The sequence below is a fragment of the Pseudomonas sp. PS01298 genome (assembly GCF_029959745.1).
GTDB classification, from domain to species: domain Bacteria; phylum Pseudomonadota; class Gammaproteobacteria; order Pseudomonadales; family Pseudomonadaceae; genus Aquipseudomonas; species Aquipseudomonas aylmerensis.
Genome location: NZ_JASCPP010000092.1, coordinates 1 through 18,799 on the forward strand (window position 1 = coordinate 1; position 18,799 = coordinate 18,799).

General features: G+C 61.1%; 16 protein-coding genes. 10 read left to right on the plus strand and 6 right to left on the minus strand.

Annotated elements, in window-relative coordinates:
* Positions 1-151: 151 nt before the first annotated feature.
* From QMX97_RS24635 to QMX97_RS24655, 5 genes are all read right to left on the minus strand, one after another.
* Entirely contained in the window at positions 152-1,495 is a 1,344-nt protein-coding gene (locus QMX97_RS24635) for an imelysin family protein (RefSeq protein WP_201145779.1), read from the minus strand.
* A 129-nt stretch (positions 1,496-1,624) separates the two neighbouring features.
* Positions 1,625-3,676 (minus strand): bifunctional diguanylate cyclase/phosphodiesterase, encoded by a 2,052-nt coding sequence (locus QMX97_RS24640; RefSeq protein WP_106802770.1) that lies wholly within the window; start codon positions 3,674-3,676, stop codon positions 1,625-1,627.
* A gap of 581 nt (positions 3,677-4,257) precedes the next feature.
* Positions 4,258-4,854, minus strand: coding sequence for a Fe-Mn family superoxide dismutase (locus QMX97_RS24645; RefSeq protein WP_003175739.1), 597 nt, complete (start codon positions 4,852-4,854; stop codon positions 4,258-4,260).
* 178 nt (positions 4,855-5,032) lie between these two features.
* Positions 5,033-5,632, minus strand: coding sequence for a LysE/ArgO family amino acid transporter (locus QMX97_RS24650; RefSeq protein ID WP_065908966.1), 600 nt, complete (start codon positions 5,630-5,632; stop codon positions 5,033-5,035).
* Positions 5,633-5,637: 5 nt separating this feature from the next.
* Positions 5,638-6,039 carry an ACT domain-containing protein gene (locus QMX97_RS24655; protein WP_120449674.1) on the minus strand — a complete coding sequence of 134 codons (402 nt, stop codon included), beginning with the start codon at positions 6,037-6,039 and terminating at the stop codon, positions 5,638-5,640.
* Between the two features lie 99 nt (positions 6,040-6,138).
* Here QMX97_RS24655 and QMX97_RS24660 point away from each other — a divergent pair, with 99 nt between their 5' ends.
* From QMX97_RS24660 to QMX97_RS24705, 10 genes are all read left to right on the plus strand, one after another.
* A complete protein-coding gene (locus QMX97_RS24660; protein ID WP_106802772.1) occupies positions 6,139-7,035 on the plus strand; it encodes a LysR family transcriptional regulator ArgP in 897 nt (298 codons plus the stop codon).
* 98 nt (positions 7,036-7,133) lie between these two features.
* Positions 7,134-8,132, plus strand: coding sequence for an NAD-dependent epimerase/dehydratase family protein (locus QMX97_RS24665; RefSeq protein ID WP_065908975.1), 999 nt, complete (start codon positions 7,134-7,136; stop codon positions 8,130-8,132).
* Between the two features lie 127 nt (positions 8,133-8,259).
* Positions 8,260-9,105 carry an ATPase gene (locus QMX97_RS24670; RefSeq protein ID WP_282397774.1) on the plus strand — a complete coding sequence of 282 codons (846 nt, stop codon included), beginning with the start codon at positions 8,260-8,262 and terminating at the stop codon, positions 9,103-9,105.
* A gap of 243 nt (positions 9,106-9,348) precedes the next feature.
* Entirely contained in the window at positions 9,349-10,608 is a 1,260-nt protein-coding gene (locus QMX97_RS24675) for an AGE family epimerase/isomerase (RefSeq protein ID WP_282397775.1), read from the plus strand.
* 104 nt (positions 10,609-10,712) lie between these two features.
* The gene (locus tag QMX97_RS24680) at positions 10,713-11,999 is read left to right on the plus strand and encodes an ABC transporter substrate-binding protein (protein WP_065908985.1); all 1,287 of its coding nucleotides are present in this window, start codon (positions 10,713-10,715) and stop codon (positions 11,997-11,999) included.
* A 164-nt stretch (positions 12,000-12,163) separates the two neighbouring features.
* On the plus strand, positions 12,164-13,072 hold the full coding sequence (locus QMX97_RS24685; protein ID WP_017253695.1) for a sugar ABC transporter permease: 909 nt from the start codon (positions 12,164-12,166) through the stop codon (positions 13,070-13,072).
* Positions 13,065-13,910, plus strand: coding sequence for a carbohydrate ABC transporter permease (locus QMX97_RS24690; RefSeq protein WP_065908987.1), 846 nt, complete (start codon positions 13,065-13,067; stop codon positions 13,908-13,910). Before QMX97_RS24685 ends, QMX97_RS24690 begins: the two co-directional genes overlap by 8 nt.
* Positions 13,911-13,912: 2 nt before the next feature.
* Complete coding sequence (locus tag QMX97_RS24695; RefSeq protein WP_065908991.1) at positions 13,913-15,073, plus strand: ABC transporter ATP-binding protein; 1,161 nt, start codon at positions 13,913-13,915, stop codon at positions 15,071-15,073.
* Positions 15,074-15,158: 85 nt separating this feature from the next.
* A complete protein-coding gene (locus tag QMX97_RS24700; protein ID WP_065909006.1) occupies positions 15,159-16,505 on the plus strand; it encodes a carbohydrate porin in 1,347 nt (448 codons plus the stop codon).
* A 151-nt stretch (positions 16,506-16,656) separates the two neighbouring features.
* Positions 16,657-17,502, plus strand: a complete 846-nt coding sequence (locus QMX97_RS24705; RefSeq protein WP_065909008.1) for a D-hexose-6-phosphate mutarotase — start codon at positions 16,657-16,659, stop codon at positions 17,500-17,502.
* Positions 17,503-17,801: 299 nt separating this feature from the next.
* Here QMX97_RS24705 and QMX97_RS24710 read toward each other — a convergent pair whose 3' ends face one another.
* Positions 17,802-18,662, minus strand: coding sequence for a MurR/RpiR family transcriptional regulator (locus QMX97_RS24710; RefSeq protein ID WP_169856377.1), 861 nt, complete (start codon positions 18,660-18,662; stop codon positions 17,802-17,804).
* Between the last annotated feature and the right edge of the window lie 137 nt (positions 18,663-18,799).

Consider the following 18,799-nt stretch of genomic DNA (forward strand, 5'->3'; position numbering starts at 1 on the left):
GCTTGCGTGCGATCGTGGGGTATCAGTCGATCAAGGGAGGACTGGCCCACCGCTATCGCAGGCAAGCCAGCTCCCACACGGATAAGTGTCAGTAGAAAGGGCGCACATAAAAAAGGCGACCCGAAGGTCGCCTTTTTCAGCACCGCACTGATCAGAACTCGTGATCAGCGTTATCCGGGTTCAGGTCGCTGATACCCAGCTTGCCTGCGGCTGCTTCAATCGAACCGGTCTGCTTGACCAGTGCGGCGATCGCGTCACGCACGATCTGGTTGCCGGCTTCGTTGCCAGCGGCGATCAGTTGGTCGTAGTGCTCGCCGTTGTTGGCGTGGTCAACCATGACCTGGATCTTCGCTTCGGTCGCCGCCAGGTCAGCCTTCAGGGCGGTGTCGGTAGCCGGATCAGCCTTGGCCACCAGGGACGACAGGCTGGCGCCGGTCAGCTTGGTGCCATCGACGCGGGTGTACTCGCCCAGGTAGACGTTGCGGATGCCCTTGGCGTCATAGAACTGCGAGTTGTGGGTGTTATCGCTGAAGCAATCGTGCTCGTCTTCCGGCGAGTTGGCTTCCAGCGAAACCTTCATGCGTTCACCGGCCAGCTCGCCCAGGGACAGGCTGCCCATGCCGAACAACATTTTGCGCAGGCCGTCGGTGGCAGGTTCTGCCTCCAGGGTGGCGCGGTAGTTGTCTTCGACGTTGGGTTTCCAGTTGCCGACCATTTCTTCCAGGTCGCTGACCAGCAGTTGGGTCACGGCACTCAGGTAGGCGCGGCGACGCTCGTTGTGGCCGCCGGTGGCGCCGTCACCTGTCAGGTAGTCCGAGGCAGGACGGTTGCCGGCGCCAGGGCCGGTGCCGTTCAGGTCCTGGCCCCAGAGCAGGAATTCGATGGCGTGGTAGCCGGTGGCGACGTTGGCTTCGGAACCGCCCAGCTCATTGAGGCTGGCGAGTTTTTCCGGAGTGATGTCCTTCACGTCGACCTTGTCTTCGCCGACCTGGATCTCGGTGTTGGCGATGATGTTGGCAGTCGCACCCGGGTTACCCAGGGCGTGTTCGTAGGACTTGTCGACATAGTCGATCAGGCCTTCGTCCAGCGGCCATGCGTTCACCTGGCCTTCCCAGTCATCAATGATGGTGTTGCCGAAGCGGAACACTTCGCTCTGCAGGTATGGCACGCGGGCGGCGATCCAGGCGTCGCGCGCGGCTTTCAGCGTGTCGGCGTTCGGCTTGGCGAGGAAGGCGTCGATGGCGGTTTGCAGGGTTTTCGCAGTGGACTCGGCATCGCTGTAGACCGCGAACACCATGTCTGCGTAATGCGCGACCACGGCCTTGGCGGCCGCTTCGTCGACCTGGCCGGCAGGGGTGGCAGCCGCTGGAGCGGTAGTGCTGGCAGCCGGGGTCGGCGCCTGGGGCGCTGCGGCCTTGTCTTTACCTTCGCCGCAACCGGCGAGAGAAATGGCAATGGCCAGCAGACTGGCGGTGGCCAGGGGCATACGAATCATGGCGAACATCCTGCTTCGGTTGTTGATAGGGCGCGCGGGGGAGCGCAAAAAAGCTGCGACATAATGCGAAAGATTTGCATTTTGTGTAAAGGGTTATACGAGGGAAATATTTAGTATCGATTTGAGCGCTCAGAGAATCACTTCGCTATTACGCTCGGACTGCTTCAAAAAAGCCGCCAACTCCCGGGCCTGCAAGGGTTTGCTGTAGTGATAGCCCTGACCTTCATGGCAGCCTTCGGAGATGATGTAGGCCTCCTGCTCGGCGGTTTCCACGCCTTCGGCGATCACTTGCATGCCCAGGCTTTTGCCCAGCTGGATGATGGCCCGCACGATGGTGGCATCGTCGTCATCGTCCAGCAGGTCCTGGACGAAGCTCTTGTCGATCTTGATTTTGTCCAGCGGCAGGCTCTTGAGGTAGCTCAGGGATGAATAGCCGGTGCCGAAGTCATCAATCGCAATCAACGCCCCGGAACGGCGCAGGCTCAGCAAGTGCTGGGCAGCTGTGCTGATGTCTTCCATCAGGCCGGTCTCGGTGACTTCCAGTTCCAGGCTGCGCGGTGGCAGGCGGTAGATCTGCATCAGGTTGTTGACCACCCGTGGCAGCTCGGCGTGGTGCAACTGCACGGTGGACAGGTTGACCGCCATGCGCAGGCCGATGAAGCCCAGGTCATGCCATTCGCGCAGTTGGCGGCAGGCCTGGTCCAGCACCCATTCACCAATCGGGATGATGGTGCCGTTCTGCTCCGCCAGCGGGATAAACAGGTCGGGCGGCACCAGGCCGTGTTCCGGGTGTTGCCAGCGGATCAGTGCTTCCACGCCGACCACGCGGTGGTCGCGGTAGCTGATCTGCGGCTGGTACACCAGGTGAAACTGGTCGCGACTGAGAGCGTCGCGCAGATCTTTCTCCAGCTCGCGGCGGCGGCGCATTTCACTGTCGACGCTGGCGATATAGAACTGATAGCGGTTGCGCGAACGGCTCTTGGCCAGGGTCATGGTCTGTTCGGCTTTCTGCAGCAACTTCTCGGTGCTGTCGCCATCTTCCGGGAACAACGTGATACCGATGGTGGCGCGCAGGCGGATTTCCTCGTGATCGAGGGCGAATTCCGCCTCCAGGTCATCGAGGATACTTTGCGCCAGCTCCGCGGCTTCGTAGGGCTGGTCGATATCGGCCTGCACCAGGGCGAACTGGTCGCCACCCAGGCGGGCCAGGGCGCCGAGTCGGCCGCTGTGGGCGCGCAGGCGGTCGGCCAGGGCCAGCAGCAATTTGTCGCCGGCCTGATAGGTGAACTGTTCGTTGATGCTTTTGAAGTCATCGAGGCCCACGCATAACACCGCCACGCGGCGTTGGCGACGACCGGCATCGATCAGGATTTTGTCCAGTTGCTCCTGCAGTTTCTGGCGATTCGGCAGGCCGGTGAGGAAGTCGTACTGGGCCATGCGCAGCAGGCTGCTTTCCGCTTCATGGCGCAGGTGGGTATTGCGTTCGATGGATTCGAGCAATTGGTTGGCGGTATTGATCCACAGCCCCAGTTCGTTGCGCTCATGGCCCTTGAGCTGCGGGATCTTGTGCTCGCTGGGCCGGTCGGGGTTGATCGAGGTCAGGTGTTCGATAATCCGCGACAACGGTTTGGTCAGCAGCCAGTGATAGACCAGGTACAGCACCAGGCCCATGGCCAGGGCGCGCAGCACCCCGGAAATGAAGATGATCACCGAATTGACGATAAATCCCTGGCCATAGGTGGCGGTGTCGAGGGTGATACTGAGGTCGCCGTAATACTCGCTGTAGGGGCCTTTGCCGACCAGGGGCGTGGTGAAGGTGCGTTCCTGGCCCAGGATCAGGTCGGTAAGCCAGCGGCTGGGGGCCTGCTGTAGGGCGCGGCTCTTTTCGGCCAGCATGGTTTCGTTGGGGTGGCCGATGGAGGCCATGCGCACCGCGTCGTCCTGGAACAGGCCCTCAATGACCTGCATGCCCATCTCGCGGTCCAGGCTGTAGACGGCCTGCGTCGAGGGGTCGCGAAACATGTCGAGGATGCGCTGGGCATCGCCGGCCACGGCCTGGCGCGTCTTGTAGGCATCGAAAACGATCTGCGCCACGCTCAGCGCCACGCCCACGATCAATGCCGACAGCAGCACAACCCGTAGCAACTTCACCGACAAGCTGTTCTTGAGTTCCAGCTTCAAAGGGTCATTCCTTGTTCCATGCGGGTGGCCTCAATATGCCATGAGTATTGGCAATCCCGTGAGGGCAGTCAAAGGGACATTGCGGCTGACGGTACTTTGCGGCGTTAGGGGAGCCAGGGGCGGGGGATGTTGGCGGGTGCGAGGGGAAATGGAAGGCGGTTCAATCAGGCGAGTGACGGACGGGGAGGGGCTGTGCTTTTCGCCTCCCTGGAAGCCCAGGGAAGCGAGTGCTGCGGCCTTTACCCGGCGGGTACCTGGTTTGGGTTGTCTTTTTGGGCGTCTGTCATGGATTGAGCCAGCGACGAGACTGAGTTCATTGCCATTCCCACGGCTTTCGTACCCAGGTCTATTGCCATCGGGGCTACGGTTGCGATTAGTGGGGCCGCCAATGCTGCTGCACCTGCTCCTGCGATTGCCATGATTACATTCTCCAATATCAATCAAGAGGGACATTCCTCCTGCCGCCTGGGTGGTCATTGCGTGTCGTTGAGTTCCATGGGGCTTTGCCTGCCCTTGCGCTTGAACCAACGGCCACAAAAAAGCCCGGCACAGGGCCGGGCTTTTTCTACTGCAAGGGTTGCTTAGGCAGTGAAGGTCTTGCCTTCGAACTGCTCAGCCACGAACTTCCAGTTGACCAGGTTCCAGAACGCTTCCACATACTTCGGACGCACGTTGCGGTAGTCGATGTAGTAGGCGTGTTCCCAGACGTCGCAGGTCAGCAGCGGGGTGTCGCCGTTGGTCAGCGGGTTGCCGGCGCCGATGGTGCTGGCCAGGGCCAGGGAACCGTCAGCCTTTTTCACCAGCCAGCCCCAACCGGAACCGAAGGTGCCGACGGAGGTCTTGGTGAACTCTTCCTTGAACTTGTCGAACGAACCGAAGGCTGCGTTGATGGCTTCAGCCAGTGCGCCGGTCGGTTGGCCACCGGCGTTTGGCGCCAGGCAGTTCCAGTAGAAGGTGTGGTTCCAGACCTGAGCGGCGTTGTTGAAGATGCCGCCCGAAGAGGATTTGACGATCTCTTCCAGGGTCTTGCCTTCGAACTCGGTGCCAGGCACCAGGTTGTTCAGGTTCACGACATAGGTGTTGTGGTGCTTGTCGTGGTGGTATTCCAAGGTTTCCTTGGAGATGTGCGGCTGCAGGGCATCGTGTGCGTAGGGCAGCGGCGGCAATTCGAAAGCCATGATGATTCTCCTAATCAGGTCAGTTGCGGTGAGCGCAAGGCCGATCACGGGCGGCCAAACAAGCGCCGGGGAGTTTGTACTCTTTGCGGCGCAGGGTCCGGATCATAGCACCGGGGGTGCGGCAAAACCACGCAACAACTGTGTGGGATAGAGGTTCCAGAGCGTTTTGGAATATTCCTCAAGCGCTGATCAATTGGTAGGCCACGCTGAACATCATCACCGCCACCAACAGGTCCAGCAGGCGCCACGTCGCCGGGCGTGCCAGCCAGGGCGCCAACCAGGCCGCGCCGAGTGCCAGCGTGGCGAACCACAGGAATGAAGCACTGGCGGCGCCGGCCACGTAGGCGCCCGGTTCGGTTTGTTGAGCGCCCAATGAGCCGATCAGCAGCACCGTGTCCAGGTACACGTGGGGGTTGAGCAATGTCACGGCCAGGGCACTGAGCAGAACCGCGCGTAACGAGCGCATCTTGACGTGATTGCCTTGCTCCAGGCTTTGCCTGGAAAACGCCCGACGCAGCGCCAATGTGCCGTACCACAACAGGAATGCCGCGCCGCCCCAGCGGGCGATGGCCAGCAGCAGCGGGTTTTGCGCGAGCACTGTGGCCAGGCCGAAGACACCGGCCGCAACCAGAATGGCATCGCACACGATGCAGAGCGCTGCTACGGGCAGGTGATGTTCGCGGCGCAGGCTTTGCGCGAGGACAAAGGCGTTCTGCGTCCCGATCGCCATGATCAGGCCGAGCGCTACCAACAGGCCATTCAGATAGCTTTGCCACATACGCTTTACTCCGCGTCCGTCGCCAACTGGCGCAGTACATTCATGGCGCGCTCGGCATCCGCGCGGCCGACAAACAGGTGATCGTGGTAGTAGCCGGCAATCACGTTGCAACTGATCCCGGCCTTGCCCAGGGCGCTGGCAAACGCGGCGGTCAGGCCCACAGCTTCGAGCGCCGAGTGCACATTCAAGGTGATCCACGCCGCCACATAGTCGAAGGCCAATCCTGCCGTTTCGGCCTGCTGGCGTTCCAGGATCAGCGTCAGGCCTTCCTGCTCGCGGAAGCTGCCAATCAACTCGCAACCCGCGGGGATGCGGTGATCGGGCAAGGTGCAGAACACGTAGTCACCCTCGTTCAGGTGCGGGCTCATGCTGCGCAACAGTGTTGCCAGGGCGGTTTCGCCGGCCATGGGAGGTTTCCTTATAAAGAGGGAAGCGATGCTGGCTATTCTCATGGCGCAGGCTGTATAAGAAAAACCAATATTGCTGATCGCTCATTAGAGAAACTGATGTTCGACTATAAATTGCTCTCCGCCCTGGCAGCGGTGGTGGAACAGGCCGGCTTCGAGCGCGGCGCACAAGTGCTGGGGCTGTCGCAGTCGGCGATTTCCCAGCGGATCAAATTGCTTGAGGCGCGCATCGGCCAGCCGGTGCTGGTACGGGCCACGCCGCCGACGCCCACGGATGTCGGGCGGCGGTTGCTCAACCATGTGCAGCAGGTGCGGCTGCTGGAGCGCGATCTGCAGAGCCAGGTGCCGGCGTTGGACGAGGAGGGCATGCCCGAACGTCTGCGCATCGCGCTGAATGCCGACAGCCTGGCCACCTGGTGGGCCGAGGCGGTCAGCGGGTTTTGTGCCGAGCAGCACTTGTTGTTGGACCTGGTGGTGGAAGACCAGACCGTCGGCCTCAAGCGCATGCGTGCCGGCGAAGTGGCCGCCTGCATCTGCGCCAGCGAGCGCCCGGTGGCCGGTGCGCGCAGCCTGTTGCTCGGTGCCATGCGCTATCGGGCGTTGGCCAGCCCGGCATTTATTGCGCGGCATTTTCCTACGGGCGTACGCGCCGACCAGTTGGCGCGCACGCCCGCGCTGGTGTTTGGCCCGGATGATTTTTTGCAGCATCGCTACCTGGCGTCCCTCGGTGTGGACGGCGGTTTCGAACACCATTTATGCCCCTCGTCCGAAGGCTTTATCCGCCTCACTGAAGCCGGGCTTGGCTGGGGCCTGGTGCCGGAATTACAGGTGCGCGACCAGTTGGAACGGGGCGTGCTGGTGGAGTTATTGCCAGATAAGCCCATTGATGTGCCGTTGTACTGGCATCATTGGCGCAGTGGCGGGCAGCTGTTGGGCCTGCTGACTGACCATCTGGCCCAGGCATGTGGGCAATGGTTGGTGCCCTATCAGCAGTAGCTGGCGTCAAGTTGCAAGCTGCAAGAGAAAAGCTTGCAGATCGTATTTAATTTGCAACTGATAGCTTGAAGCTTGCAGTTGCATCCGTAGGAGGCTCCATGAAAGTTCTGGTCACCGGCGCAAGTGGCTTCATCGGCGGGCGCTTTGCGCGTTTCGCCCTGGAGCAGGGCCTGGACGTGCGGGTCAACGGGCGACGCGCCGAGGGTGTGGAACACCTGGTCAGGCGCGGCGCCGAGTTTATCCAGGGTGATTTGAATGATGCCGACCTGGTGCGCGACCTGTGCCGCGATGTCGAAGCCGTGGTGCATTGCGCCGGCGCCGTCGGGCTGTGGGGCAAATATCAGGATTTTCACCAGGGCAATGTGCTGGTCACGGAAAACGTGGTCGAGGCGTGCCTCAAGCAACAGGTCGGGCGCCTGGTGCACCTGTCCTCGCCGTCGATCTACTTCGATGGGCGCGACCATCTCGGACTGACCGAAGAGCAAGTGCCCAAGCGCTTCAAGCATCCGTATGCCGCGACCAAATACCTGGCGGAGCAAAAAGTCTTCGGCGCCCAGGAATTCGGCCTCGAAGTCATCGCGCTGCGCCCGCGTTTTGTAACCGGCGCCGGCGACATGAGCATTTTCCCGCGCCTGCTGAAAATGCAGCGCAAGAACCGCCTGGCCATCGTCGGCGACGGCCTCAACAAGGTCGATTTCACCAGCGTGCACAACCTCAACGAAGCGCTGCTCGGCAGTTTGCTCGCGCCCGGTTCGGCGTTGGGCAGGGCCTACAACATCAGCAACGGCACTCCGGTGCCGGTGTGGGATGTGGTGAATTATGTCATGCGCCAAATGCAGTTGCCCCAAGTGACGCGTTATCGCTCCTACGGCCTGTCCTACAGCGTCGCCGCGCTCAATGAAGCCTTCTGCGCGATGTGGCCGGGTCGACCGGAACCGGCGTTGTCGCGCCTGGGCATGCAGGTCATGAACAAAGATTTCACCCTCGACATCAGCCGCGCCAGGCATTATCTGGACTACGAGCCCAAGGTCAGCCTATGGACTGCCCTCGACGAGTTCTGCAGTTGGTGGAAGGCCCAGGAACCGGGGTTGAAGTAAGCTCACAACCAGCAACACATCGGGAACCGAATTCGTGGTTCCGGGTCGATCAGTGCGGCGGGCCTGCGGTTTATACTCCCCACGCTCGGCTCCCTCGCTAGCCACCTCACCGATTCAGGGTTGATTCATGCGCAACGATGCCAACGACGACTTCGACAACGTTCCCAGCCTGCGGGCCGATCACGGGGATGACGATGATTTCGAACCGACTCCCGCCACCTCGGTGCGCTCGCGCAACACGCCCGTGGTCAAGGTCAAGAACGCCAGCACTGGCCCGTTGTGGGCATTGATCGGCGCCCTGCTGATCGCCTTCGCCGGCCTGGCGTGGTGGAGCTTCCAGCAAATCTCATTGATGGGCCAGCAACTGGTCGCCACCCAGGAAAGCTTTGCGCGCATCAGCGAAGAAGCGGCAGGGCGGCTGCAGGATATTTCCGGCAAGGTCGTGGCCAGCGAGGCCAGCGTGAACAATGGCAGCGAAGCGCTCAAATTGCAGATCAAGCAGCTGGAAACCCAGTTGCTGGAGCAGGGCAAGCAGCAAGTGGGCGTGGCCGGCCAGGCCACCGAGCTGGACAAGCGTCTGGCACAGATGACCGCGAGCACCACCGACCTGTCCAACGCCAACACCCGGCTGCAAGGCCAGGTGCAAGCGCTGACCGACGCCGTGGCGACGCTCAAGGCGGCGCAGGGCGATGCCGGCAAGCGTGATGCCGAAATCAAGGAACTCGTTGCCGACGTCGCGGCGCTGAAAAAGCAGGGCAACCCGAGCGCCGCCATCGCGCGTATCGAGCAGGACCTGGTGGTGCTCAAGAGTGCCCAGGACAATCAGCCGGCCAATAGCGATGCGCCGACCAATAAAGAGTTCGACGTGTTCCGCATCCAGACCACGCGCAACATCACCACCCTGCAGAGCCAGGTGCAGAACCTGAACCAGCGTCTCAACGCGCCGGCGACTGCCACACCGCTCGGCCAGTAAAGACCACCAGGGCTGGTCGGTTGTGAAGCGGTTAAAACTGTAGGAACGGGCTTGCCAGCGATGGCGGTGCATCAGGGACCCGCCACCCTGCAGGCAACCCGGTTCCCACCGTCCATGCATGGGCTGATGGCTACCTCCGTGAATGTCACCACTTGGTGACATTTCCCTTCCCCTTCGTTACTTGCCCGTCCTTCACCCTTGTTTAGACTCCGGTCATCCCACAAAAAACAATAAGGGCCACCCATGAACACGCAACCACTGCCTGCCAGCAGTTGGCTGAATGCACCTGCCCATCACGCCTGGCTTGCCGCCGAAGGCCAGCGCCTGCTGACATTCGCCAAGGCCTCTCGCCTGCCCGAGGGTTTTGGCAACCTGGACGACAACGGCCAACTGCCGGCCAACGCCCACGCCGAAACCATGAACACCGCGCGCATGACCCACAGCTTCGCCATGGCCCATGCCCAGGGCCTGCCGGGCTATGCCGAACTCGTCGAGCACGGTGTCGCGGCCCTGAGCGGCCCGCTGCGCGACAGCGAGCACGGTGGCTGGTTCGCAGCGCCCGGTGCCCTCGATGGCAACCGTGGCAAGGCCGCCTACCTGCATGCGTTTGTCGCCCTGGCCGCCAGCTCGGCGGTGGTGGCCGGTGCTCCGGGTGCACAGACCTTGTTGAACGACGCGATCCACATCATCGAGCAGTTTTTCTGGAGCGAAGAAGAGGGCGTGATGCTCGAGTCCTTCGCCCAGGACTGGAGCGGTGTCGAAGCCTACCGCGGCGCCAACAGCAACATGCACGCCACCGAGGCCTTTCTCGCCCTGGCCGATGTCACCGGCGACACCCGCTGGCTTGACCGCGCCTTGCGCATCGTCGAGCGGGTTATCCACACCCACGCCGCCGGCAACCAGTTCATGGTCATCGAGCATTTCGACGCGCATTGGCAACCGTTGCTCGGCTACAACGAAGACAACCCCGGCGATGGCTTCCGCCCCTACGGCATCACTCCCGGCCATGGTTTTGAATGGGCGCGACTGGTGCTGCACCTGGAAGCTGCACGCCTGTTGGCCGGGCTGGCCACGCCGGACTGGCTGGTGAGCGATGCCAGGGGCCTGTTCGCCAGCGCCTGCGAATATGCCTGGGCCGTGGATGGCGCGCCGGGCATCGTCTACACCCTGGACTGGAACCTGCGCCCGGTGGTGCGCGAACGCCTGCACTGGACCCACGCCGAAGCCAGCGCGGCCGCCCAGGCCTTGCTCAAGCGCACGGGCGAACTGCATTACGAAATCTGGTACCGACGGTTCTGGGAATTTTGCGAAACCCACTTCATCGACCGTGTCCACGGCAGTTGGCACCACGAACTCAACCCGCATAACCAACCCAGCAGCACGATCTGGGGCGGCAAGCCGGACCTGTACCATGCCTGGCAAGCGGTATTGCTGCCTGCGCTGCCGTTGGCGCCAAGCATGGCCAGTGCCATCGGGGCTGGGCGCTATGTCACCAAGTGGTGACATTTGTCCATCCCTTTGTTACCTGCGTTTAAAACATCCATGTTTAAACTCCGTGCAGCGCAAGCTCTAGACTTGCATGCATAACAACAAGAAAAGGTACTCAGATGAACGCGATTAATCGCCTCGCCGTAGCTATTTCCGTTGCCTCGTTGTTTCCCCTCAGTGCTTTTGCCGCCGACTCGAAAGGGACGGTTGAAGTTGTGCATTGGTGGACCTCGGGCGGTGAGAAAGCGGCTGTAGATGTCCTGAAGGCCCAAGTCGAGAAAGACGGTTTCACCTGGAAAGACGGTGCCGTTGCAGGTGGCGGTGGCGCCACGGCCATGACCGTGCTGAAAAGCCGCGCGGTTGCCGGCAACCCGCCAGGCGTCGCCCAGATCAAAGGTCCGGACATCCAGGAATGGGCCTCCACCGGTCTGCTCGACACCGACGTGCTCAAAGACGTCGCCAAAGAAGAGAAGTGGGACTCGCTGCTCGACAAGAAAGTCTCCGATACCGTGAAGTACGAAGGTGACTACGTCGCCGTCCCGGTCAACATCCACCGCGTGAACTGGCTGTGGATCAACCCGGAAGTCTTCAAGAAAGCCGGTATCACCAAAAACCCGACCACCCTCGAAGAATTCTATGCCGCCGGCGACAAGCTGAAGAAAGCCGGCTTCATTCCGCTCGCCCACGGTGGCCAACCGTGGCAGGACAGCACCGTGTTCGAAGCGGTGGTCCTGTCGGTGATGGGCGCCGATGGCTACAAGAAAGCCCTGGTTGACCTCGACAACGGCGCCCTGACCGGCCCGGAAATGGTCAAGGCCCTGACCGAGCTGAAGAAAGTCGCGACCTACATGGACGTCGACGGCAAAGGCCAGGACTGGAACCTGGAGGCGGGCAAGGTCATCAACGGCAAGGCCGGCATGCAGATCATGGGTGACTGGGCCAAGTCCGAATGGACCGCGGCCAAGAAAGTCGCCGGCAAGGACTATGAGTGCGTAGCCTTCCCAGGCACCGACAAGGCCTTCACCTACAACATCGACTCCCTGGCGGTGTTCAAGCAGAAAGACAAAGGCACTGCTGCCGGCCAGCAGGACATCGCCAAAGTCGTGCTGGGTGAAAACTTCCAGAAAGTCTTCAGCATCAACAAGGGCTCGATCCCTGTTCGTACCGACATGCTCAATGAAATGGACAAGCTCGGCTTCGACTCCTGCGCCCAGACCGCTGCCAAGGACTTCCTGGCAGACGCCAAGACCGGCGGCCTGCAGCCAAGCATGGCGCACAACATGGCCACTACCCTGGCCGTGCAAGGCGCGTTCTTTGATGTCGTGACCAACTACATCAACGACCCGAAAGCCGACCCGGCCGACACCGCCAAGAAGTTGGGTGCTGCGATCAAGTCAGCCAAGTAAGGCCTGGGAGCGGTTTTGTGGGAGTCGGGCTTGCCCGCGATGCAGGCACCTCGGTGTATCGGTTACACCGAGGTGATGCTATCGCAGGCAAGCCAGCTCCCACACAAACCGCGCTCGACAAGAGACTCACCCTGTAGTCCTTTTTCCCTGTATTGGATTTCCCCATGAGTTCTGTTGCTGTGTTCAGCAAAGCCTCGCCGTTCGATGCACTGCAGCGCTGGCTACCCAAACTGGTGCTGGCGCCCAGCATGTTCATCGTGCTGGTGGGCTTCTACGGCTACATCCTGTGGACGTTTGTACTCTCGTTCACCAATTCCACGTTCCTGCCGAGCTACAAATGGGCGGGCCTTGCGCAATACGCGCGGTTGTTCGACAACGACCGCTGGTGGGTAGCGAGCAAGAACCTGGCTGTTTTCGGCGGGATGTTTATCGGCATCACCCTGGTGATCGGCGTGACCCTGGCGATTTTCCTCGACCAGAAGATCCGTCGCGAAGGCTTTATCCGCACCATCTACCTGTACCCGATGGCGCTCTCGATGATCGTCACCGGTACCGCCTGGAAATGGCTGCTCAACCCGGGCATGGGCCTGGACAAACTCCTGCGTGACTGGGGCTGGGAAGGCTTCCGCCTGGACTGGCTGATCGACCCGGACCGCGTGGTCTATTGCCTGGTCATCGCGGCCGTGTGGCAAGCCTCCGGTTTCATCATGGCGATGTTCCTCGCCGGCCTGCGCGGTGTGGATCAATCGATCATCCGTGCCGCGCAGATCGACGGCGCGAGTCTGCCGCGCATCTACTGGAGCGTGGTGCTGCCCAGCCTGCGTCCGGTGTTCTTCAGTGCGGTGATGATCCTGGCGCACATTGCGATCAAGAGCTTCGACCTGGTGGCGGCCATGACGGCCGGCGGCCCGGGCTACTCGTCCGACCTGCCGGCGATGTTCATGTACTCGTTCACCTTCAGCCGCGGCCAGATGGGCATGGGCTCGGCCAGTGCAATCCTGATGCTCGGTGCGATCCTCGCGATCATCGTGCCTTACCTCTACTCCGAGCTGAGGACCAAGCGTAATGACTAGTCTCGCTTCCAAACCTGCCATCAGCCTGAGCCGCATCGCGATCTACGCGGTGCTGATCTTCGCCGTGCTGCTGTACCTGGTACCGCTGGTGGTGATGCTGCTGACCAGCTTCAAGACCCCGGAAGACATCAGCACCGGCAACCTGCTGAGCTGGCCGACCGTGGTCACCGGCATCGGCTGGGTCAAGGCCTGGGCCACGGTGGACGGTTACTTCTGGAACTCGATCAAGATCACCGTGCCTGCCGTGCTGATCTCCACCGCCATCGGAGCGTTGAACGGCTACGTGCTGTCCTTCTGGCGCTTCAAGGGTTCGCAGCTGTTCTTCGGCCTGCTGTTGTTCGGCTGCTTCCTGCCGTTCCAGACCGTGCTGCTGCCGGCGTCGTTCACCCTCGGCAAGATGGGCCTGGCCAGCACCACCACCGGCCTGGTGTTTGTCCACGTGGTCTACGGATTGGCGTTTACTACACTGTTCTTCCGTAACTACTACGTGAGCATTCCGGATGCGCTGATCAAGGCCGCACGCCTGGATGGTGCAGGATTCTTCACCATCTTCCGTCAGATCATTCTGCCGATGTCGACCCCGATCATCATGGTCTGCCTGATCTGGCAGTTCACCCAGATCTGGAACGACTTCCTGTTCGGTGTGGTGTTCTCCAGCGGCGACTCCCAGCCCATCACGGTGGCGCTGAACAACCTGGTCAACACCAGCACCGGGGCCAAGGAATATAACGTGGATATGGCGGCGGCGATGATCGCCGGGCTGCCGACCCTGCTGGTCTATGTGATCGCAGGCAAGTATTTCGTGCGCGGCCTCACGGCCGGCGCGGTCAAGGGGTAATCATGGCTACGCTTGAACTTCGCAATGTAAACAAGACCTATGGCGCCGGCCTGCCCGACACCTTGAAGAACATCGAACTGTCGATCAAGGAAGGCGAATTCCTGATCCTGGTCGGCCCTTCGGGTTGCGGCAAATCCACGCTGATGAACTGCATCGCCGGCCTTGAGACCATCACCGGCGGCGCGATCATGATCGGCGACCAGGACGTGAGTGGCATGAGCCCCAAGGATCGCGACATCGCCATGGTGTTCCAGTCCTACGCGCTGTACCCGACCATGAGCGTGCGCGAGAACATCGAGTTCGGCCTGAAAATCCGCAAGATGCCCCAGGCGGATATCGACGCTGAAGTGGCGCGCGTGGCCAAGCTGCTGCAGATCGAACACTTGCTCAACCGCAAGCCGGGCCAACTGTCCGGCGGCCAGCAACAGCGCGTGGCGATGGGCCGTGCCCTGGCGCGTCGGCCGAAGATCTACCTGTTCGACGAACCGCTGTCCAACCTCGACGCCAAGCTGCGCGTCGAGATGCGCACCGAAATGAAATTGATGCACCAGCGCCTCAAGACCACCACGGTCTACGTGACCCACGACCAGATCGAAGCAATGACCTTGGGCGACAAGGTCGCGGTGATGAAGGACGGCATCATCCAGCAGTTCGGCACGCCGAAAGAGATCTACAACAACCCGGCCAACCAGTTCGTGGCGAGCTTCATCGGTTCACCGCCGATGAACTTCGTGCCCCTGCGCCTGCAACGCAAGGACGGTCGCCTGGTAGCCCTGCTCGACAGCGGCCAGGCCCGTTGTGAGCTGGCGCTCAACGTGACGGATGCCGGCCTGGAAGACCGCGACGTGATCCTGGGCTTGCGTCCGGAGCAGATCATGTTGGCGGCGGGCGAGGGCGACGCTGCCTCGAGCATTCGTGCCGAAGTCCAGGTGACCGAGCCGACCGGCCCGGACACCCTGGTGTTCGTGCAGCTCAATGACACCAAGGTCTGCTGCCGCCTGGCGCCCGACGTGGCGCCGCAGGTGGGCGAGACCCTGACCCTGCAATTCGATCCGGCCAAGGTATTGCTGTTCGATGCCAAGACGGGCGAGCGCCTGGGCACTGCTGCTGCGTTGCCAGCACAGGGGCATGCCGACAACGTGGCTCAGTTCAAGGGTCGGTGAAAAATATAAGTTGTTGTTTTTGTTAAAAAAAGTAAACCGCGTTAGATAAAAACAGTTTAATAACAATAAAGACGAGGATGTAGGGATGAAAAAGCAGCACAACAACACTCGGCTGATCTGCCAACTGTCAGCAGCAGCAGCCCTTGTATTGTCCGCCAATGCGATGGCGGCCGATGCATTCAGCGCCGATTCCAAGTGGATGACCGGTGATTGGGGCGGTGAGCGTACCAAGCTGATCGAGCAAGGTATCGACATCAAGGCGGATTACGTAGGGGAAGTCGGTGGCAACCTGCACGGTGGCTACAACAACGACAAAACTGCCCGTTACGCTGACCAGTTCGGTCTGGGCGTAGCACTGGATCTGCAAAAGCTGTGGGGCTGGGATAACACCCAGGCCAAGATCCAACTGACCAATCGTAATGGCTACAACATCTCCAATGACCGCATTGGCGATCCGCGTGCCGGCACCTTGAGTTCGTCTCAAGAAGTGTATGGCCGTGGCCACATGGTGCGTCTGACCCAGTTCTGGATCCAGCACCAGATGTTCGACAACAAGCTGGATGTGAAGCTCGGTTACTTCGGTGAAGGCGAAGACTTCAACACCTTCCCATGCGACTTCCAGAACCTGTCGTTCTGTGGCTCCCAGGTCGGTAACTATGTGAACACCTGGTACAACTGGCCCGTCAGCCAGGCTGCGATCCGCGTGAAGTACAACATCACGCCTGAGCTGTATGCGCAAATCGGTGCCTACAACCAGAACCCATCGCAGCTGGACCACGGCAACGGCTTCAAACTCAGCGGCAGCGGTACCAAGGGCACCGTGATTCCGGTGGAATTGGTCTGGTCGCCTAAGGTCAATAACCTGCCGGGCGAATACCGTGTGGGTTACTACAAAAGCGCCGCCGATGCGCCGGATGTCCGTGAAGACATCAACGGCAACGACGCTGCAACCACTGGCCAGCCGTACCGTACCCGCAGCAGCAAGAAAGGCTACTGGTTCGTTGCGCAACAGCAACTCACCACCCATAACGGCGACGCCTCCCGTGGCCTGAACATCGCGGCCAACGCGACCTTCCACGACAAGGAAACCAACCTGGTCGATAACTACCAGTCGATCATGCTGGTGTACAAGGGCCCATTCGACGCGCGTCCAAAAGATGACGTCGGCATTGGCGCTGCGCGTCTGCACGTCAACAGTGACGTGAAGAAAAACGCCGAGCTGCTGAACGAAGACGGTGGTTTCACCGACTACAGCCAGGCCGGTTACTCGCCACTGCGGACCACCGAGTACAACTACGAAATCAACTACGGCTTCCACGTGACCAACTGGCTGACCGTGCGTCCCAACCTGCAATACGTTGCCCACCCGGGTGGCGTGGACAAAGTCGACAACGCGTTGGTAGCCGGCCTGAAAATCCAGTCTACGTTCTAACGCTGTTGCGATAAGCTCCTTCTCTCTGTGCGCATTTTGCGGGTAGCCATGGCTATCCGCTTTTTTTTGGGAGATGGCACCTGTAGGCGCCGGCAAGCCAGCGCCTACAGGCAAGGGCGTATTTCAGACATGATTTTCAGGACCGTGGCACATGCATGAGCATCCGCTGCAACGTTTTTTCAAATCCCTACGCGAACGTCCGGTGTTCGCCTGGGAGCGCTTTCAGATGCGCGACGTGTTGGTGATCGACCATCCGCTGTGCCAGGCGGTGTTCAGTCGCCAGGGCGCGCAGCTGTTGCATTTTCAGCCGCGCGGCCAGAAGCCCTGGCTGTGGTGCGCGGCCAAGTGGCCGCAAGTCGGTGCCATCCGTGGCGGCGTGCCGGTGTGCTGGCCCTGGTATGGCCGGCATCCCAGTGAGAACGCGTGGCCGTCCCATGGCTGGGCGCGGTTGATCGACTGGAAACTGCTCGACAGCAGCACCGACGACGACGGCGTGCGCCTGCATTGGCAATTGCAGTTGTGCGACTGGCAGGTCGACCTGCACGCGCACCTGGGCGACACCCTGGAACTGCGCCTGAGCACTGAGCATCAGGACGAACTGCCGTGCCAGCTGAGCCATGCTTTGCATGCTTACTGGCGTATTGGTCACGTTGACGAGATAGCGCTGTCTGGGCTCGACGGTGCGCACGGTTACGACCAACTCAATCGCCAGGTGTGCCAGCAGGAAGGCGAGTTGAGGGTGGAGGGCGGATGCCAACGGGTGTTCCAGCACGAGGGCGAATTGCACCTCAAGGACCATGCCTGGCAGCGCGAACTGTGCATCGACACCGGCGACAGCGCCGACACCGTGGTGTGGCACCCAGGCAGCCGGCCGCTGTTGGGGGTGAGCTTCAACGAGGCGGCGGGGTTCGTGTGTGTGGAGTCGGCAATGGCCGGGGCCAGCCTGGCGCCGGGGGAGCGGGCGCATTTGAGCCTGCAGGCCAGGGCTGGGGCCTGAAGTGAGTGCGGGTGTGTTTGTGGTGAGCTGACTAATTGTGGTGAACAGGTTTTTTAAGGTGAGCGTGCTTGTAGTGGTGAACAGGCTTCTTGTGGTGAGCGCGCTTGTTGTGGTGAGCGGGCTTGCCCCGCGTTGGGGCGCGAAGCGGCCCTAAAACCTGAGAACCTGATCTACCTGAAGGATCGCGGTGGTCTTGCTGGGGCTGCTGCGCAGCCCAACGCGGGGCAAGCCCGCTCGCCACAAGAAGCCCACATGCCACAGCAGTCCCACATGCCACAACAATCCCGCGGGTGCAGGCCTTAGTTGAACTCATCCCCCACCGGATACCGGCTGTCATTCAAGCTTTCTTTGATCTTGCGCAGGTGCGGTTGGAAATCCACCCCGCGACGCAAGGTCATGCCAGTAGCCAGCACATCCAGCACGGTCAACTGAATGATGCGCGACGTCATCGGCATGTAGATGTCGGTGTCTTCCGGCAGGGGAATGTTCAGGCTCACCGTACTGGCCTTGGCCAGGGGCGAGTTCTCGGCTGTCACGCCCAGCACCGAAGCGCCGTTTTCGCGGGCGATACGCGCCACTTCCACCAGCTCGCGGGTGCGCCCGGTGTAGGAAATGATCACGAACAGCTCGCCTGTGTGCGCCACCGAGGCGATCATGCGTTGCATCAGCACGTCGGCATGGGCGGTAACGGCCAGGTTGAAGCGGAAAAACTTGTGCAGCGCATCCATGGCCACCGGCGCCGAAGCGCCCAGGCCGAAGAAGTGGATCTGCCGCGCCTGGATCAACAGGTCCACGGCCTTGCTGATCAGGGCCGGGTCCAGCGCCTGGCAGGCGCTGTCCAGGGACGCAATGGCACTGCCAAAGATCTTCTGGGTGTAGGCCTCAGGGTTATCATCGGCTTCCACGGCGCGGCTGACGTAGGCCGCGCCGCTGGCCAGGCTTTGCGCCAGTTGCAATTTAAGTTCAGGGTAACCGCTGACGCCGAATGAACGGCAGAAGCGGTTGACCGTCGGTTCACTGACCGAGGCGGCCTGGGCGAGGGCGGCGATCGAGAAGCGGGTGGCCTGCTGCGGGTTGAGCAGGATGACTTCAGCGACTTTACGCTCGGCCTTGTTCAATTCTTCGAGGCGGTTCCGGATCTGTTCCAGAAGATTTCGCACGCGGTCCATTTAGTCTTTCCTTCGGGCGACGATGCAAATAAAGGGTGGCAACCAATCGACGAGTGGCCCTTTGCGGTGGCCTATCCTACTGAGGGTAGCTGAACACCACCACTCGGAATGCGTATTTCGGGAAAATG

Bases quoted from the DNA above. Each gene is read 5' to 3' on its own strand.
- QMX97_RS24690 (WP_065908987.1), top strand. From the start codon at position 13,065: ATGACTAGTCTCGCTTCCAAACCTGCCATCAGCCTGAGCCGCATCGCG.
- QMX97_RS24660 (WP_106802772.1), top strand. From the start codon at position 6,139: ATGTTCGACTATAAATTGCTCTCCGCCCTGGCAGCGGTGGTGGAACAG.
- QMX97_RS24680 (WP_065908985.1), top strand. From the start codon at position 10,713: ATGAACGCGATTAATCGCCTCGCCGTAGCTATTTCCGTTGCCTCGTTG.
- QMX97_RS24645 (WP_003175739.1), bottom strand. From the start codon at position 4,854: ATGGCTTTCGAATTGCCGCCGCTGCCCTACGCACACGATGCCCTGCAG.
- QMX97_RS24650 (WP_065908966.1), bottom strand. From the start codon at position 5,632: ATGTGGCAAAGCTATCTGAATGGCCTGTTGGTAGCGCTCGGCCTGATC.
- QMX97_RS24675 (WP_282397775.1), top strand. From the start codon at position 9,349: ATGAACACGCAACCACTGCCTGCCAGCAGTTGGCTGAATGCACCTGCC.
- QMX97_RS24705 (WP_065909008.1), top strand. From the start codon at position 16,657: ATGCATGAGCATCCGCTGCAACGTTTTTTCAAATCCCTACGCGAACGT.
- QMX97_RS24665 (WP_065908975.1), top strand. From the start codon at position 7,134: ATGAAAGTTCTGGTCACCGGCGCAAGTGGCTTCATCGGCGGGCGCTTT.
- QMX97_RS24700 (WP_065909006.1), top strand. From the start codon at position 15,159: ATGAAAAAGCAGCACAACAACACTCGGCTGATCTGCCAACTGTCAGCA.
- QMX97_RS24685 (WP_017253695.1), top strand. From the start codon at position 12,164: ATGAGTTCTGTTGCTGTGTTCAGCAAAGCCTCGCCGTTCGATGCACTG.
- QMX97_RS24670 (WP_282397774.1), top strand. From the start codon at position 8,260: ATGCGCAACGATGCCAACGACGACTTCGACAACGTTCCCAGCCTGCGG.
- QMX97_RS24635 (WP_201145779.1), bottom strand. From the start codon at position 1,495: ATGATTCGTATGCCCCTGGCCACCGCCAGTCTGCTGGCCATTGCCATT.
- QMX97_RS24695 (WP_065908991.1), top strand. From the start codon at position 13,913: ATGGCTACGCTTGAACTTCGCAATGTAAACAAGACCTATGGCGCCGGC.
- QMX97_RS24655 (WP_120449674.1), bottom strand. From the start codon at position 6,039: ATGGCCGGCGAAACCGCCCTGGCAACACTGTTGCGCAGCATGAGCCCG.